The sequence below is a fragment of the Arthrobacter sp. 05L417 genome (assembly GCF_056397865.1).
In genome coordinates, this window is sequence record NZ_JBFTOG010000130.1 from 1 (window position 1) to 399 (window position 399).

The window sequence follows — 399 nt, forward strand, 5'->3', positions numbered from 1 at the left end:
ATTGGGACCGTGAGTACTCCCGCGAGCAGGCCGTCTTCCCGGTCCACCACCTCAAGCAGGACAAGTACTTCCCGCCCGTCGGCCGCATCGACGGCGCCGCGGGCGACCGCAACCTGGTCTGCTCCTGCCCTCCGATCGAAGCCTTCGAGGAAACCACCGAAACGTTCGAAATCTAAGGACTGACGCAATGACTGAGAACTACACAGCTCTTTACGAGCAGCACAAAATCGCCGGGGCGTCCTTCACGGACTTCGGTGGCTGGCAGATGCCCCTGAAGTACTCCTCCGAACTGGCCGAACACCACGCCGTCCGCCAGTCCGCGGGCCTGTTCGACCTTTCCCACATGGGCGAAGTCTGGGTCACCGGCCCGGAAGCCGCGGCCTTCCTGGACTACGCGCT

General features: G+C 63.4%; 1 pseudogene. It reads left to right on the forward strand.

Annotation, left to right across the window (positions count from 1 at the left end):
* Nucleotides 1-187: 187 nt before the first annotated feature.
* Nucleotides 188-399, forward strand: a pseudogene (locus AC1DJW_RS26630) (glycine cleavage system protein T); the annotation flags it as partial.